This window comes from Streptomyces sp. NPDC002092 (assembly GCF_053593775.1).
Window position 1 is genome coordinate 1 of sequence record NZ_JBSFDG010000010.1, and the last position, 13,601, is coordinate 13,601.

A 13,601-nucleotide genomic window follows, 5' to 3' on the forward strand; every position below is an offset into this window, starting at 1 on the left:
CTTGATCTTCCAGGGCATCACGACGCCGAACTTCCAGAGGTAGATCCCGACCAGCACGCCCACGACCACGAGACCGATCGCCGTCAGCGTGATGTTGCGGCGCCGCACCTCGGGGTCGAGGGCTCGCTGTGCCGCCTCGGTGACCTTGCGTTTCGTCCAGCGGAGCACCAGCTGGGCCCAGACGAACTCGGTCGCCCAGATGGCCATGCCGCCGAAGATCACCACCCAGCCGGGCCCGGGCAGCGGCAGCATGACGATGCCGGCGGCCACGACCGCGAGACCGACCACGAAGACCCCGACCTGCCAGCTCAGATGCAGGGCGCGACGCCTCTTGATGAACGCCGGTGCCTTGGAGCCGAGCCCGTGCTCGTCCTGCGGCCCGTCCGGCCTCGTCTCGTGCGATGCCACGGCAGCCTCGCCCGGCACTCCCTCGGTCCGGTTACTCCCCGTATTCATACGGCCAAACTTTACCTTACTTTACCGAGCGGAAACCAGTCACTGGAATGGCCGTACCGCGCGAACGACCCATCGGCCGGAAGAGTTACGTAAAGGCACGCAAAACACTCAGAGGGGTTTACAACGGCACCGTAGGTGGCATGTCGATTTCGCCGACGTGCGAATCCCCGAGCGCACACTGAGCGAAAGGCCCTGGCGCTTATGAACACCACGGTCAGCTGCGAGCTGCACCTGCGCCTCGTTGTGTCGAGCGAGTCCTCCCTGCCTGTCCCCGCAGGCCTGCGGTACGACACGGCCGACCCCTACGCCGTGCACGCCACCTTCCACACCGGAGCCGAGGAGACCGTCGAGTGGGTGTTCGCCCGCGACCTCCTCGCGGAGGGGCTGCACCGGCCCACCGGCACCGGCGACGTCCGTGTCTGGCCGTCGCGCAGTCACGGTCAGGGGGTCGTGTGCATCGCGCTGAGCTCCCCAGAGGGCGAGGCGCTGCTGGAAGCCCCGGCGCGGGCGCTGGAATCCTTCCTGAAGCGAACCGACGCCGCTGTGCCTCCCGGCACGGAACACCGGCACTTCGATCTCGATCAGGAGCTCTCGCACATCCTGGCGGAGAGCTAGGCGAGGCACCACGAAGCCGCCCGGCGCCGTCGACTCGGGGAGACGGCTCGGGCCAGAACAACTGCATACGGTACGCATCAGCGCCGCCGCCGCGATCGAGTCGTGGGGGCGGCGCCGGTGTGTGCGACGGGGCAGGGGGAAGGTGCCCCGGTGGCAGGACCGCCCGCAGCCGGGCGGCGAGCCACTACCATCGGCCAGCATGAGGCGGGCGTCCGCCCGACCCCCAGGCCAGGGAGCGAAACGTGCTGATCACCCACGACACCCGGTGCGCGCTCGACACCGTGGTGGATCTGGTGAACACCGCACCGGAGGACCACGCGGCACCGGACGGACTGCCCGACGTCGCGGCTCTCGAGGATTTCGTACGAAACCACGACATCAGTGATGTGGGGGCGCTCTCGGAGTTCGACCTCTCGGCCGTGCGCAAGATCCGCGGCCGGTTCGCCTCGGTCTTCGCGGCGCACGACGCCCGGACCGCCGCCGGTGTGATCAACGAGCTGGTCGCCGCCGCGGGGACGACTCCGCGCCTCACGGACCACGACGGCTACGACTGGCATGTGCACTACTTCGCGCCCGGCGCCTCCGTCGCCGACCATCTGGCGGCCGACTGCGGGATGGCGCTCGCCTTCTTCGTGGTCGCCGGTGAGCAGGAACGGCTGCGCCGCTGTGAGGCCCCCGACTGCCGGCGCGCCTTCGTCGACCTCTCCCGCAACCGCTCGCGCCGCTACTGCGACAGCCGCACCTGCGGAAACCGGCTGCACGTGGCCGCGTACCGGGCACGGCGCAAGGAGGCGGCGGGCTGACGCCCGAGCCGCCGGACAAGGATGTCGACGTGGTCCCCCGCGGGTGTCGCCGGGGACCACGGGTACGGCTCACAGCATCAGCAGGTCGTGCAACGAGGCCATGAGCAGCAGACACCCGATCACCGCAAGGAAGATCATCAGCGGTGGCTGGGAAAGGGCGAAGAGGCATCCGCGCGGCTCGTCCTTCGGCGGCGCGGTATCGCCGTGTTCCGTGTCCAGCATCTCGCGGCGATGATGGCGCACTCCGCAGGTCCGGTGCGCTCAACACGCCCGGAATGACCAGCAGTTCGCCGAATTCCGTGAAGTCCGGTTCAGGTCGTGATCATTTCACGCCACAGCCTTGATCCACTGTGTCGTTTCAGTCGTCATGCGCGGGTCATATGCCGTGCTTCTTGAGGATGGCCTCGATATCGCTGAAGTCGTCCGCCGACTGAGTGCGGGGCGTGCTCGCGGGCCGGGTCGCCGGACGGGCCCCTGGGCCGAGGGAAGGCGCGGAAGCCGTCGGAGCGACCGCATCGCGCTGCCCCGCCGCCCTGGCTTCCCTGCGCTCCTTGCGGGTGCCGCCCCGGCGGCGCTCCACCGCGCGCGTGGCGGAGAACAGCAGCCAGGCGGCGCCGAGCACGCCGAAGCCCGCCCAGGCCGTCGGACTGAAGGCGGTGTCCGCCAGCCACTGCACGGTGCCGGTCATCACCAGGCCGATGGGGACGAGTGAGTAGGCTGCGATGCGGGCGGCCGCGAGGAAACGCTTGCGGTACGCCGTGACCACCGCGATGCCCAGGCCTGCCGCGGACACGGCGGAACAGACGGTCTCGGCAATCATCCGGTCCTCCAGGCAGGGCTCGATCGGGCAGGGGCACTTCGTCCCTTCCATCCTGCACCGCCCGGACCCCGCGCGGCCATGGTCCGGGCGGACATCAGGGACATCTCCGGGTCGGCTCCTCCGAAGGTGCCGGTCCCGGGCACTCCCCCGGGTGTGGATCAGGATCCCGGGCTCAGGTCACCGAGGCCGGGCTCCGATTGGGTCGACCGCGGCCGAACTGGAAGACTGACGGCATGAGCGACTCCTCCCACGCGCTTCCCGCCGCGCCCGTCCTCGACGTCTGGTGCGACCTCCAGTGCCCGGACTGCCGTAGCGCCCTCGACGATCTGCGTGCCCTGCGCGCCCGCTACGGCGACCGGCTGGAACTGCGGCTGCGGCACTTCCCGCTGGAGAAGAACAAGCACGCCTTCGCCGCCGCACAGGCCACCGAGGAAGCCCTCGAACAGGGCAAGGGCTGGGCCTACGCCGAGGCCCTGCTGGCGCGGGTCGAGGAGCTGGGCCTCAAGGGAGAGCCCTTCCTGGTCGAGGTGGCCGCCGAACTCGGTCTGGACGCCGAGGAGTTCGACACCGCGCTGATCGACGGCCGGCACATCCTGATCGTCGACGCCGACCAGGCCGAGGGCAAGGCGATCGGCGTGACCGGTACCCCCACGTACGTCATCGACGGTCAGCGCCTGGACGGCGGCAAGAGCCAGGAGGGGCTGCGGGAGCGGATCGAGGAGATCGTCGACCGGCTGCTGGCCGAGGCGGGGGCCTGACAGGCTGCTCGGCGCTCCCGCGGTGTCTGCCCGCCATGGATTGTCGTCTGCGGCGCCGTCGCGGCCCGCGGCGGAGCGCCGCGCCCTTCAGGGGCGCGGGTCCGCTCAGAGAAGCGGCTTGTACAGGGCGTACTGCGTCGTCCGGTAGCCGAGTGAGTCGTAGAGCCGCTCGGCCGGGGTGTTTCCGGCGAACACGTTCAGAGTGACGACCTCACGTCCCGCCGCGAGCGCCTGGATCTCCGCCAGGAGCATGAGGGTGCGGCCGTGGCCGTGCCCGCGGTGTGCGGCGTCGGCCTCCACGTCGCACACATGGGCCTTATCCCCCCGCAGCGCCAGCCACAGGGTGCCCACGCGCGTGCCCTCATGTTCGAGAACGCTGAACGTGGCGTTCTCGGTCGCCAGCCCCTCCGGCAGCAGCTTCTCGTGGTCGCGGCGTGCCCTGTCATACGCCTCGGCCTCCGGCACGCCCCGCTCGATCAAGGTGCGGGCGTAGTCCTCCGACTCGTGCTCCTGCCAGGTGACGAACTCGGCCTCAGTCATCGGGCGGGCCCGGCTGCCCTCAGGCAGTTCGGGTGGGGTCGGTGCGAGGCGCTTCTCCATTCCGCGATTGCGCACGACGTAGCCGAGCACCTCGCTGAGCCGCAGCCCCGCCCCGGCCCCACCGGGGACGGTCGCCTCGATCCGTGCGCACCCCCACCCGCGCGCCACCTCCTCCGCGGCGAGCGCGGCCACGGTGCCGCGGCCGCGGCGGCGGTCCGGCTCCTCGATGCGCAGGTCGAGGATGTGGGCGACCTTGTCACCGAAGGCAGCGGACGTGCCCAGGTGTATCGCGCCCACTGGTCGGCTGTTCACGCACACCTGGAAACGGCGCGAACGCGTCCCGTCGGCGTTGTGCTGAAGCGGCTCGCTCGGCCGCAGGGTCGTGGTCATCAGAGGTGTTCTACCCGCCTCAGCCGCCCGTCGGCAGCCCGTTTTCCCGGGCTCTCACGGATCCAGGTCGTCGCCGGACCGCTCGTTGAAGATCCGCATGGCCTTGGCGGTCACCGGGCCCGGTGCGCCCGGCAGTTCGCGGTCGTCGACGCGGTGCACCGCCTGGACGTCGCGCAGGGTGGAGGTGAGGAAGACCTCGTCCGCACGCTCCAGGACGTCGAGCGGCAGGTCGGTCTCCTTGGCGCCGGTCCATTCGACGGCCAACGCGCGCGTGATGCCCGCCAGGCAGCCGGAGGCGACCGGCGGGGTGTGGATCTCGCCGTCGAGGACGACGAATACGTTCGAGCCGGTGCCCTCGCAGAGTTGCCCGACGGTGTTCGCGAACAGGGCTTCCGACGCGCCGTGTTGGTGCGCCCGGGCGAGGGCGACGACGTTCTCGGCGTACGAGGTCGTCTTCAGCCCGGTGAGGGCGCCGCGTTCGTTGCGCGTCCACGGCACCGTGATCACGGCCGTGGAGTCGGGGCGGCGGGTGGTCTCGCCGAGTGCGACGACGAGGGTGGGGCCGTGCTCTCCCCGGTCGGAACCGAGGGGGCCGTGGCCGCCGGTGTAGGTGATGCGCAGCCGGCCGAGCGGCATCGGGTTGGCCTCGAGAACGGCGGCGCAGGCGCGGCGGATCTCGGTGTGGTCGGGGTCGGGCAGGCCGAGGCCGCGCGCGGAGCGGGTCAGCCGGTCGAGGTGCCGGGTCAGCGCGAACGTCTTCCCTTCCGTCGCCTTCACCGTCTCGAAGATGCCGTCGCCCACGGTCAGCCCGTGGTCGAAGACGGAGACACGGGCGGACTCGATGTCCTGCAACCCGCCGTCGAGCCAGATCTTCACGTCTGTAGTCCCTCTCCACTCACCTCGTACGTCCCAGACGCTACCGCGAGCAGTCGGGCCGCCTTCAGCTCGGTCTCCCGCCACTCGGCCTCCGGGTCGGAGCCCCAGGTGATGCCGGCGCCCGTCCCGAAGCGCAGGACGCCCTCGGCGCGGTCGATCCAGAAGGTGCGGATGCCGACCGCCAGCTCGCCGGTTCCCTGGTCCGCGTCGACCCAGCCGATGCCTCCGCAGTACGGGCCGCGGGGCGCCGTCTCCAAAGCGTCGATGATCCGCAGGGCGCTCGACTTGGGTGCACCGGTGACCGATCCGGGCGGGAAGGCCGCAGCGAGGAGTTCGGGCCAGCCTGCGTCGGCGCGCAGCTCGCCACGGACCGTCGACACGAGATGGACGAGCCCCGGGTGCTTCTCCACGGCGCACAGATCGGGGACGCTCACGCTGCCTGTGGCGCAGACACGCCCGATGTCGTTGCGGACCAGGTCCACGATCATCACGTTCTCGGCGTAGTCCTTCTCCAGCAGGTCCGCCTCGGTGCGCCCGGTCCCCTTGATCGGACCGGATTCCACGACACGGCCGCCGCGCCGCACGAACAGCTCGGGCGAGGCGGTCGCTATCTCGACCCCGTGCCCGGGCAGCCGGATCGTTCCTGCATACGGTGCGGGGTTGCCGCGGGCCAGCAGCGCGGTCAGGGCGTCCACGTCCGCGTCGGGCGCGACGGGCGCGGAGAGCACCCGGCAGAGGTTCGCCTGATAGACCTCGCCGGCCGCTATGTGCTCGCGGATGCGGCGCACACCCGCCGTGTACGCAGCACGGTCGAGCGAGGACGTCCAGTCACCGGCGGCCGGTCCCCGCCACTGACCCGGCACCGGGGCGGGCACGGGCTCCACTCGTACGTCCCTGAAGCGGGCGCAGGTCAACCGGCCCTCGAAGTCCGCCACGACGGCCCAGAAACCGGTGGAGTCGAGGGCCGCGGGATCGCTGGTGAGGTCGAGGAGTCCGGTGGCGACGCGGTCACCGAAGCGGGCGAGAGGAGGGAGGTCGAGCACGCAGTCGAGTCTAGGGCGGGTGTCGTGAAGGTGGCCCTGGCGTGTCCCTTCAGGGGCCCTGACCACGTACGCGAGCAGGTGCAACGCAGCACGCTGCGCAAACGCGTTTTTGTGCTGGCCCCGGAATCCGCTAGAGTTCAGTTCGTCGCCGGGACGTGAGAGCGGACCGAAACGACAAGCGGACGTAGCTCAGTTGGTAGAGCGCAACCTTGCCAAGGTTGAGGTCGCGAGTTCGAGCCTCGTCGTCCGCTCGATGGAAACAGGGGATCTTCCCGAACCCCTGCACTCCTGGTGGAGTGGCCGAGAGGCGAGGCAACGGCCTGCAAAGCCGTCTACACGGGTTCAAATCCCGTCTCCACCTCCAAGGACGATTAGCTCAGCGGGAGAGCGCTTCCCTGACACGGAAGAGGTCACTGGTTCAATCCCAGTATCGTCCACTGGATCTTCCAGCACGTACGGCGAGATCCATACCCGCGCGATTAGCTCAGCGGGAGAGCGCTTCCCTGACACGGAAGAGGTCACTGGTTCAATCCCAGTATCGCGCACGCAGTACGCAGCACATGCAGGTTCACCTGCGCGATTAGCTCAGCGGGAGAGCGCTTCCCTGACACGGAAGAGGTCACTGGTTCAATCCCAGTATCGCGCACCAGCCGAAGCCCCCGGCCGTCTCGTACGGCCGGGGGCTTCGTCGTGTGCCGTCAGCTGGAGAAGAGCATGTGGCCGAAGCTCTTGTGGCGGTGGTGACCGCCGTGGTGGCCTCCGTAGTGACCTCCGTGGCCGCCGTGCTGGGCGCCCCAGGCGGGGGCGGGCGGGGCCGGGTACGCCTGCGGGGCGGGCGGGGGCGGCGGTGCGGGCTGGGACCACTGGGACTCCAGGCGGGTCAGCGCCTCCAGCTCGCCGTAGTCGAGGAAGATCCCGCGGCAGCCGCTGCACTGCTCGATCTGGACACCGTTGCGGTTGTACGTGTGCATCGGCGCATGACACTTCGGACACTGCATGGTCGGCTCAACTCCTCGCCGGTCGGTCCTGCTTCGCGTTTCGCCAGGACAGACTCTGTCAGGGTGCGGTCGGTTGCACCCTACTTCGCGAATTCCGGGGTCAACTGCGGCGGGAGCGAAGCCATTCGGGCACATGCGTCGATCATGGACAGTTCGACCTCGTCCAGGGGGCGGTCCTCCGCTGCCGCCTTTGCTGTGGCGCGGGCGGCCGTCTGCACCGTGAGGGCGCGGGCCGGGACGTCCAGGGCCGGCCAGGGGTCGCCGTCGGCGGGGACGGCCGGGCCGCCGGCCGTGCGGTAGGCGGTGAGGAAGCGGGTCCACTCGTCCGGCAGGAGGAGGCCGCAGGCGTACCAGGCCGCCGGGCGGGCGAGGTCCCAGGCGGGGACGCCGGTGCCGAGGTCGTCGACGTCGATGAGCAGCCAGGGGCCGTCGGGGGCGGGGTGGCGGACGAGCTGGCCGAGGTGGAGGTCGCCGTGGCACAGGGTGGTGGTGTCCGGCATGGGGGCTTCGGCACGGGCCCAGGGCGGGAGGGTGATCCAGGCCTGCAGGACCGGGCGGGTGGCGGGGTGGTCGGCGGCCGTTGCCCTGAGGCGGTCGATGGCCCGGGCGGCCTTGGCGGGGCCTCGCATGGGCGGTAGGGGTGTGGGGGCGGGGGTGCGGTGGAGGCGGGCGAGCAGGGTGGCTGCGGGCTCCCAGGGGGCGGCGTCGGGGGTGTCCGGGTCCACGGGGGTGCCGTAGGGCCAGAACGTGACGAGGCGGCCGTGCAGGTCGACGGGGGTCGGGGCGATCGGGGGCAGAAGGATGCCGGAGAGGTGGGTGGCGGCGGTGAGGCGGGGGGTGAGGTCGGTGCGGGAGGTGTGGGGGGCGTGGGCCTTGGCGACCGTGTCGGCGTGGCGGACGACGGTGGCGTCGGGGCGGTCGGCGAGGGTGGCTGCGCCGCAGGGGCAGGTGTCCGTGCCGGCGTGGGCCTTGGCCTTGGCTCGGGTGGTCAGTTCGGCGAGCAAGGGGGTGGTCACGGGGCTCCCTGGGGGCGGCGGGTCTCTCGCGAGGGTACGGCGGGGTGGTGGGGTGTGTACGGCGCTCGGCGGTGGCGTGGGTCTGGGGCTGCCCGCGGCGGTGACCGCGGATGGATGCGCCCCCGCCGCCCCTACCCGTCCCGTCCCCAGGGGCTCCGCCCCTTCGACCCCGCCAGCGGATCCGCCCCTGCACCCCGCCACCCCGGCGGGGACTGCCGGACTGCGTCCCCTGCACCCCTCGCGGGGCTCCGCCCCCGCACCCTGCTTCGGGGCTGCGCCCCGGATCCCGATCGGCCTGGACGGCCTCGTCCTCAAACGCCGGACGGGCTGAGAATGCCTGACCGGCGGCTTGAGAGTGCACCCGCGGGGTGGTTGTGGAGGGAAAAGCAATGCCGGCGCAGCTCCCCAGCTGCGCCGGCATTTTTGCCGTCCGCCGCACCCCCGTCCCCACGGGGTTTCATGGGTGGATGTCCCCGCCCGGACCGCTCTTCCGGGCCTGGGGTCGCCGCTCAGCGCCCCAGCATCACGCCCACGGACGACGCCTGTGTGGCCACTGTCTCCCAGCCGTCGAAGACGAAGAAGAGCAGTGCCGCCAGGGGGAGGACCATGAGCGTCGCCACCAGGGGGTGGCGGCGGCCCGTGCGGCGGCGGAGTGCGGTGCGCTCCTGGGTGCGGATCAGTGTCCGCGGTGCCGTCATGGCCATGGTCCCTCTCCTGACCGTTCTCAGTTGTCGTTGGCAGCGGCGGGTGTCTGACCTCGGGGGACGAGTGCTGCACCCGCCGCTTGACCTCAAATCTAGGCGTCCGGCGCTCGCCGCACGTCATGCCCTCGTACCGATTGCCGGGCCTCCCGGAGGATGAGCCATGAGCTGGGGCGTACTCCCCTGGGTGGAGACGAGGTCCTAGGTCTCAGGGTCTTCCCGGAGGGGACGCCCGGTGTGCCCGGCCTTCTCCGAGCCGTCCTCCCTGGGGATCGGCTGCTCGACCAGAGCCAGCACCCGGTTCGCCATGAAGCGGGCCGTGCGGACCACGGACCCGTTGCGGGTGACTTCGCTCACTTCCACGACACCTCGGCGTACCGCAGTCTCCACCCGACGGCCCGCCCTGCTCGCCACCACCTCGTAGGTGCGGGTCGTGTCCCCCGCATCCACGACTATTTCCACGCGATCACCCTTCACGTGTTCAATCCCCCTTCTTCGATGGGTGGTTGAGGTCGCAGGACCGCTGAAGTCCGCCTGCTCGACGGGCCCCTGACCACCCTTCAAGTCTCGCATCCGGCACTGACAATCGATCTGGGCGAGAGGGCGCGGCCTCTGCGCGCGGGCGGCCGTGGAAACGTAAGCTGTGCCACGTCACACGGACCGGGCAGCGGGGATGAACATGGCGATGATGCGCCTGAGGCGCGAGGACCCGCGCGTCGTCGGCTCGTTCAGGCTTCACAGACGGCTCGGTGCGGGTGGGATGGGCGTCGTGTACCTGGGCTCCGACAAGAAGGGGCAGCGGGTCGCACTGAAGGTCATCCGGCCGGATCTGGCGGAGGACCAGGAGTTCCGGTCCCGGTTCGCGCGGGAGGTCTCCGCCGCGCGGCGGATCCGGGGCGGATGCACGGCTCGGCTCGTCGCCGCCGACCTCGACGCCGAACGGCCCTGGTTCGCCACTCAGTACGTGCCCGGTCCGTCGCTGCACGACAAGGTCGCCGACGGGGGGCCGCTCGGTGCCGCGGACGTCGCGGCGGTGGGAGCCGCCCTGTCCGAGGGCCTCGTCGCGGTGCACGAGGCTGGCGTCGTGCACCGGGATCTCAAGCCGTCGAACATCCTGCTGTCCCCGAAAGGGCCGCGGATCATCGACTTCGGTATCGCCTGGGCGACCGGGGCATCCACGCTGACCCATGTCGGTACGGCCGTCGGCTCCCCCGGTTTCCTCGCGCCGGAGCAGGTGCGCGGTGCCGCCGTCACCCCCGCCACGGACGTGTTCTCGCTGGGGGCGACCCTGGCGTACGCGTCGATGGGTGACTCGCCCTTCGGACACGGCAGTTCCGAGGTGATGCTGTACCGGGTCGTACACGAAGAGGCGCAGCTGCACGGCGTTCCGGACGCGCTGGCTCCGCTCGTACGGGCCTGTCTGGCGAAGGATCCCGAGGAGCGGCCCAGCACGCTTCAGCTGTCGCTGCGCCTCAAGGAGATCGCCGCCCGTGAGGCGCAGGGGCTTGCCGACCCGCGTCCGCCCGCGCCGCGTTCCGGGGAGGCGGACCGGCCCACCGGGCGGCTCGTCGAGACCTATCCGGAGCAGCAGCGCGAACACCGTCGTCCCCCCGGCCCGCAGGGGGGTCCCCCGTCGCGGGGCGCCTCCGCCGGGTCGCGTGGGGCCCCTCCGGTGCGAGGCGGGGCCGCTCCTGCGCGGGGCGGCAACGTCTCCCGCGGTGGCCCCCCGCCGCCCCAGCGTTCCGGGTCCCGGCCCGCACCGGGGTCGCGGAACACGAGCCGCCAGGGCACGGGGGCCCGGCCCGCGCCGCGCAGCGGTACCGGTCGTCCGGCGCCCAGGCCCACGGGGACGGGACGGCGGCCTGCCAATCCGCGGCTGCTGCGCCAGCGGCTGTTCGTGTTCGTCGTCGTGACGCTGCTGGTGGCGCTCGGCATCGCCGCGGCGCAGGGGTGCCAGGGGCCGTCGCGGGGACTGGGCGGTGGCGACGGCGTCGAACCGCAGCGGCAACAGCATGTGGAGCCGGGGCGCGCCCACGTGGACTGAGGGGTCACAGCCCCGGCAGGATCCGTTCGAAGAACTCGCGGTCGCCGTCGAAGACCGGGCTCAGCGCCAGGAACTCCTCGGGGGTGACCCAGCGGGCCTCGGCGACCTCGACGGGGTCGGGGACGATCTCGCCGGTGGTCGCGTCCGCCGTCCACCAGTGGAGGCGGAAGAGACCGTCGTCGGTCTCCGACTCCCAGACCTTGGCGAGGGGCGAGACGGTGAGGCCGACCTCCTCCCTGACCTCGCGGACCACGGCCTGCTCCTGGGTCTCCCCCGGTTCGACCTTGCCGCTGAGGGGCTGCCAGTAGCCGGGGCGGGGGACGCCGGGGCCGCGGCGGATCGCCAGTACTCGGCCGCCCCGGCGCAGCACCGCGACGATCGCCTCCCGCTTCGGCACCGGACTATCCCGTCGGGCGGCCGGTGGCCACCGCGTAGAAGGCGACCGCGGCCGCCGCGCCCACGTTGAGGGAGTCGACGCCGTGGGACATGGGGATGCGGACCCATTCGTCGGCGGCGACCAGGGCCTGGGTGGACAGGCCGTCGCCCTCGGCGCCGAGCATCAGAGCCACGCGTTCCATCTTGTGCGGGGCGGCCTCGTCGAGGGACCTGGCCTTCTCGTCGGGGGTGAGCGCGAGGAGCGTGAAGCCTGCCTCGCGGACCGACTCCAGGCCCTTGGGCCAGGTGTCGAGGCGGGCGTAGGGGACGGAGAAGACCGCACCCATCGAGACCTTGACGCTGCGGCGGTACAGCGGATCCGCGCAGTCCGGGGAGAGCAGGACCGCGTCCATGCCGAGGGCGGCCGCCGAGCGGAAGATCGCGCCGATGTTGGTGTGGTCGTTGACCGACTCCATGACGACGACCCGGCGGGTGGTCTGGAGCAGGTCGGCGGCGGTCGGCAGCGGTTTGCGCTGCATGGAGGCGAGCGCGCCGCGGTGCACGTGGTAGCCGGTGACCTGTTCGGCCAGGTCCGGGCTGACCGCGTACACCGGGGCCGGAAGCTCGTCGATGACGTCACGCATGACGTCGACCCACTTCGCGGACAGCAGCATCGAGCGCATCTCGTACCCGGCGTCCTTCGCCCGGCGGATGACCTTCTCGCCCTCGGCGATGAACAGGCCCTCGGCCGGTTCACGCTTGCGGCGCAGCTCCACGTCGGTCAGGCCTGTGTAGTCGCGCAGGCGCGGGTCGTCGGGATCCTCAACGGTGATGAGATCGGCCACAGGGTGATACTGCCTTGTCCTGGGTGTGGTGCCAACGGCTGTGTACGAGTTGGGTTACCCGCGGTTACGCAGATGTCCGCGGGCCTACGCCGACGACCGCGCCGATGACGATGACCGCCGGCGGCTTGACCTCCTGCGTACGCACGGTCTCGCCGACCGTCGCCAGGGTCGCGTCGACGCGGCGCTGGGCGGCCGTGGTGCCCTCCTGGACCAGGGCGACGGGGGTGTCGGCCGGCTTGCCGTGCGCTACGAGCGTCTCGGCGATCTTTCCGATCTTGTCGACGCCCATGAGGATCACCAGCGTGCCGGTGAGCTTGGCCAGAGACGCCCAGTCGACCAGGGAGCGCTCGTCGTCGGGGGCGACATGGCCGCTGACCACCGTGAACTCGTGCGCGACGCCCCGGTGGGTGACCGGGATGCCGGCCGCGCCCGGGACCGAGATCGAACTGGAGATGCCGGGCACGACGGTGCAGGGGATGCCGGCCTCGGCGAGGGCGTTCAGCTCCTCCATGCCCCGGCCGAAGACGTAGGGGTCGCCGCCCTTGAGCCGTACGACCGACTTGCCCTGCTTGGCGTGCTCGATCAGGGCGTTGTTGATGGCCTCCTGGGCCATGAAACGGCCGTACGGGATCTTCGCCGCGTCGATCACCTCGACATGCGGCGGGAGTTCGGCGAGGAGGTCGCGGGGGCCGAGGCGGTCGGCGATGACGACGTCGGCCTCGGCGAGGAGGCGGCGGCCGCGGACCGTGATGAGGTCCGGGTCGCCGGGGCCGCCGCCGACAAGGGCGACGCCCGGGGTGCGGGTGCGGTGGTGGGGGGCGACGAGGGTGCCGTCGCGCAGGCCCTCGACGACCGCGTCGCGGATGGCCGCGGTGTGGCGGGGGTCGCGGCCGCGGGCCTCGGTGGTGAGGACGGCGACCGTGACGCCCTCGCTGTGGCCGGTCGCCGGGGTCCAGGCCGTGGCGGCGTCGGCGTCGTCGGAGCGGACGCACCACACGCGGTGGCGTTCCGCCTCGGCGGAGGCCCGGGTGTTCGCCTCCGTGTCGCCGGTGGCGATCAGGGCGTACCAGGCGTCCGCGAGGTCGCCTTCTGCGTACGGGCGCCTGTGCCAGGTGATCTCGCCCGTGTCGGCCATGGCCTCGACGGAGGGAGTCGCCTCGGGGGATACGAGGAGGATGTCCGCGCCTGCTGCGATCAGGGCCGGGAGGCGGCGCTGGGCGACCTGGCCTCCGCCGAGGACGACCACTTTGCGGCCGGTGAGGCGGAGGCCTACGGGGTAGGCGGGGTTTTCGGCCATGAGGTGCGGCTCCTCGTCCTGGCA

17 protein-coding genes and 5 tRNA genes are annotated in these 13,601 nt (G+C 71.5%); 9 read left to right on the forward strand and 13 right to left on the reverse strand.

Features of this window, described 5'->3' with window-relative positions; all coding sequences use genetic code 11:
* On the reverse strand, positions 1–456 hold a 456-nt coding region (locus ACWCRD_RS23170; RefSeq protein WP_450967697.1), incomplete at its 3' end, for a TIGR02611 family protein.
* Positions 457–657: 201 nt separating this feature from the next.
* Between ACWCRD_RS23170 and ACWCRD_RS23175 the strand changes: the two genes are divergently transcribed.
* Both ACWCRD_RS23175 and ACWCRD_RS23180 read left to right on the forward strand, forming a co-directional pair.
* The gene (locus ACWCRD_RS23175; RefSeq protein WP_004002642.1) at positions 658–1,071 is read left to right on the forward strand and encodes an SsgA family sporulation/cell division regulator; all 414 of its coding nucleotides are present in this window, start codon (positions 658–660) and stop codon (positions 1,069–1,071) included.
* A 242-nt stretch (positions 1,072–1,313) separates the two neighbouring features.
* Entirely contained in the window at positions 1,314–1,874 is a 561-nt protein-coding gene (locus ACWCRD_RS23180) for a CGNR zinc finger domain-containing protein (protein ID WP_450967698.1), read from the forward strand.
* A gap of 69 nt (positions 1,875–1,943) precedes the next feature.
* Here the strand turns inward: ACWCRD_RS23180 and ACWCRD_RS23185 are convergent, their stop codons facing one another.
* Together ACWCRD_RS23185 and ACWCRD_RS23190 are read right to left on the reverse strand one after the other, a co-directional pair.
* A complete protein-coding gene (locus tag ACWCRD_RS23185) occupies positions 1,944–2,096 on the reverse strand; it encodes a hypothetical protein (RefSeq protein ID WP_180292031.1) in 153 nt (50 codons plus the stop codon).
* A gap of 154 nt (positions 2,097–2,250) precedes the next feature.
* Complete coding sequence (locus tag ACWCRD_RS23190) at positions 2,251–2,694, reverse strand: hypothetical protein (RefSeq protein WP_450967699.1); 444 nt, start codon at positions 2,692–2,694, stop codon at positions 2,251–2,253.
* 233 nt (positions 2,695–2,927) lie between these two features.
* Between ACWCRD_RS23190 and ACWCRD_RS23195 the strand changes: the two genes are divergently transcribed.
* A complete protein-coding gene (locus tag ACWCRD_RS23195) occupies positions 2,928–3,452 on the forward strand; it encodes a DsbA family protein (protein ID WP_450967700.1) in 525 nt (174 codons plus the stop codon).
* A 105-nt stretch (positions 3,453–3,557) separates the two neighbouring features.
* Here ACWCRD_RS23195 and ACWCRD_RS23200 read toward each other — a convergent pair whose 3' ends face one another.
* Genes ACWCRD_RS23200 through ACWCRD_RS23210 form a run of 3 tightly spaced genes read right to left on the reverse strand, consistent with a single transcriptional unit; the run spans position 3,558 to position 6,301 of the window.
* Complete coding sequence (locus ACWCRD_RS23200; protein WP_450967701.1) at positions 3,558–4,382, reverse strand: GNAT family N-acetyltransferase; 825 nt, start codon at positions 4,380–4,382, stop codon at positions 3,558–3,560.
* 54 nt (positions 4,383–4,436) lie between these two features.
* Positions 4,437–5,258, reverse strand: a complete 822-nt coding sequence (locus ACWCRD_RS23205) for an aminotransferase class IV (RefSeq protein WP_450967702.1) — start codon at positions 5,256–5,258, stop codon at positions 4,437–4,439.
* Positions 5,255–6,301, reverse strand: coding sequence for a chorismate-binding protein (locus ACWCRD_RS23210; protein ID WP_450967703.1), 1,047 nt, complete (start codon positions 6,299–6,301; stop codon positions 5,255–5,257). The genes ACWCRD_RS23205 and ACWCRD_RS23210 overlap by 4 nt, the downstream gene beginning before the upstream one ends.
* 178 nt (positions 6,302–6,479) lie before the next feature.
* Here ACWCRD_RS23210 and ACWCRD_RS23215 point away from each other — a divergent pair.
* From ACWCRD_RS23215 to ACWCRD_RS23235, 5 genes are all read left to right on the forward strand, one after another.
* Positions 6,480–6,552, forward strand: a tRNA-Gly gene (locus ACWCRD_RS23215).
* A gap of 39 nt (positions 6,553–6,591) precedes the next feature.
* Positions 6,592–6,665: transfer RNA gene (locus tag ACWCRD_RS23220), tRNA-Cys, on the forward strand.
* 1 nt (position 6,666) lies between these two features.
* A tRNA-Val gene (locus ACWCRD_RS23225) sits at positions 6,667–6,738 on the forward strand.
* 36 nt (positions 6,739–6,774) lie between these two features.
* Positions 6,775–6,846 (forward strand) — tRNA-Val (locus tag ACWCRD_RS23230).
* A gap of 29 nt (positions 6,847–6,875) precedes the next feature.
* A tRNA-Val gene (locus ACWCRD_RS23235) sits at positions 6,876–6,950 on the forward strand.
* A 49-nt stretch (positions 6,951–6,999) separates the two neighbouring features.
* Here ACWCRD_RS23235 and ACWCRD_RS23240 read toward each other — a convergent pair.
* The 4 genes from ACWCRD_RS23240 to ACWCRD_RS23255 all read right to left on the reverse strand — a co-directional run bounded on the left by ACWCRD_RS23240 (position 7,000) and on the right by ACWCRD_RS23255 (position 9,493).
* The gene (locus ACWCRD_RS23240) at positions 7,000–7,299 is read right to left on the reverse strand and encodes a TFIIB-type zinc ribbon-containing protein (RefSeq protein WP_115909298.1); all 300 of its coding nucleotides are present in this window, start codon (positions 7,297–7,299) and stop codon (positions 7,000–7,002) included.
* An 80-nt stretch (positions 7,300–7,379) separates the two neighbouring features.
* Complete coding sequence (locus tag ACWCRD_RS23245) at positions 7,380–8,315, reverse strand: phosphotransferase family protein (RefSeq protein WP_450967704.1); 936 nt, start codon at positions 8,313–8,315, stop codon at positions 7,380–7,382.
* A 509-nt stretch (positions 8,316–8,824) separates the two neighbouring features.
* Positions 8,825–9,019, reverse strand: coding sequence for a hypothetical protein (locus ACWCRD_RS23250; protein ID WP_344405712.1), 195 nt, complete (start codon positions 9,017–9,019; stop codon positions 8,825–8,827).
* A 198-nt stretch (positions 9,020–9,217) separates the two neighbouring features.
* On the reverse strand, positions 9,218–9,493 hold the full coding sequence (locus ACWCRD_RS23255) for a hypothetical protein (protein ID WP_344405710.1): 276 nt from the start codon (positions 9,491–9,493) through the stop codon (positions 9,218–9,220).
* A gap of 196 nt (positions 9,494–9,689) precedes the next feature.
* Between ACWCRD_RS23255 and ACWCRD_RS23260 the strand changes: the two genes are divergently transcribed.
* A complete protein-coding gene (locus ACWCRD_RS23260; RefSeq protein ID WP_450967975.1) occupies positions 9,690–11,060 on the forward strand; it encodes a protein kinase domain-containing protein in 1,371 nt (456 codons plus the stop codon).
* Between the two features lie 4 nt (positions 11,061–11,064).
* Here ACWCRD_RS23260 and ACWCRD_RS23265 read toward each other — a convergent pair whose 3' ends face one another.
* From ACWCRD_RS23265 to cobA, 3 genes are all read right to left on the reverse strand, one after another.
* A complete protein-coding gene (locus tag ACWCRD_RS23265; RefSeq protein WP_450967705.1) occupies positions 11,065–11,457 on the reverse strand; it encodes an NUDIX domain-containing protein in 393 nt (130 codons plus the stop codon).
* Positions 11,458–11,461: 4 nt separating this feature from the next.
* On the reverse strand, positions 11,462–12,280 hold the full coding sequence (locus tag ACWCRD_RS23270) for a TrmH family RNA methyltransferase (RefSeq protein ID WP_450967706.1): 819 nt from the start codon (positions 12,278–12,280) through the stop codon (positions 11,462–11,464).
* A gap of 64 nt (positions 12,281–12,344) precedes the next feature.
* Positions 12,345–13,577: a uroporphyrinogen-III C-methyltransferase gene (gene cobA, locus ACWCRD_RS23275; RefSeq protein WP_450967707.1), complete on the reverse strand. Its 1,233-nt coding sequence runs from the start codon at positions 13,575–13,577 to the stop codon at positions 12,345–12,347.
* Positions 13,578–13,601 lie beyond the last annotated feature (24 nt).